The 1,037-nt window shown below is 30.5% G+C and carries 1 protein-coding gene; it reads left to right on the top strand.

The genetic code is table 11. The annotated features are described in order from the left end of the window. Positions 1 to 469 precede the first annotated feature (469 nt). Complete coding sequence (locus B808_RS00245; RefSeq protein ID WP_009166241.1) at positions 470 to 847, top strand: DUF1516 family protein; 378 nt, start codon at positions 470 to 472, stop codon at positions 845 to 847. Positions 848 to 1,037: the final 190 nt, after the last annotated feature.

Below are 1,037 nucleotides of genomic sequence, written 5' to 3'. Positions count from 1 at the left end.
TAGCATAATCAATCGTAATAATTTTATCCCCATGAAAGCTTTTTAATATTATTATAATCTATATTATTTAATTAATAAATATAAATATAATAATAAGCCATCTAGTTACCTTTATTATTTAAGCTGTTAGACCTTGGTTTTTAAAACATCTAATTACTTTGCTATGTGAGTAACTCTAAACAATGAAAATTAAGTGAAATAATGGTCTTTTACGTCAAAATGGGGTCAGCCGTAAGCTAGCTCTTGCTAATTTAACTGATGCCTTTGTCCAAATAGTGCTAGTCGCAGAACTAATCATCCCAGAAAAGCTTTAATTCTCCGACTCCATTAGAAGTATTTCGAGTCGTCTAACGAAGCAATCGATTTTAAATTTTTAACTCAAATTAACCTTTGCGGTATTTAATAATGGAATTACAAAAATGGTAAAATAAGTTTAAAGTTATTTATATTTATTATTGGGAGTAAGATGATGTTAATTAATTGGATTTATTTAATCAATTTAATTGATTTAATTAGTTGGTTAGCTTTAATTGTCGCTGTTTTGGTAGCATTGCTCTGTAAGCAATCCAGTTTGAGTAATAAAAGCATGAGGGTAGCACGTCTTTTTTATTTAATTGTTATCGGTTCTGATTTATTGCTGATTGTTGGGTATCTTCATAACGACCTGCTATTACGTGCATTTGAACTGAAAATATTAGTAATCCTGCTTTTGATTGCGTTAATTGAAATGGCCTTTGCCTTGCACCTTCATAAACGTTTTAGTAAGTGGTGGATTTATTTAACGTTCTTTTTGCTTTTAATTGTAGGGATCTACGACATTGCTTACGGTTCAGCTCAGTTTGGTTAGCTCAAACAAAAAAATGAACAGCGCTGAATAATGTGATTCTACAATCTTAAAGTAAATATTTACCGCATTAGGCAGCTTGTTACTGATATCAAATCGGTGACAGTTGCCTAATTTTCTCTGTGCGCGCTTGGGATTATAATAATATTAAAAAGCTTTCATAGGGATAAAATTATTACGATTGATTATGCTA

Origin of the sequence: Fructilactobacillus florum 8D, from assembly GCF_000512295.1 — a bacterium.
Classification (GTDB): Bacteria; Bacillota; Bacilli; order Lactobacillales; family Lactobacillaceae; genus Fructilactobacillus; species Fructilactobacillus florum.
The sequence above is the reverse complement of the archived record's forward strand: the minus strand, read 5'-3'. Positions and strand labels throughout refer to the sequence as shown.

What these genes read in the sequence shown, in the direction of transcription:
- B808_RS00245 (WP_009166241.1), top strand. Translation starts at nt 470, where the DNA reads ATGTTAATTAATTGGATTTATTTAATCAATTTAATTGATTTAATTAGT.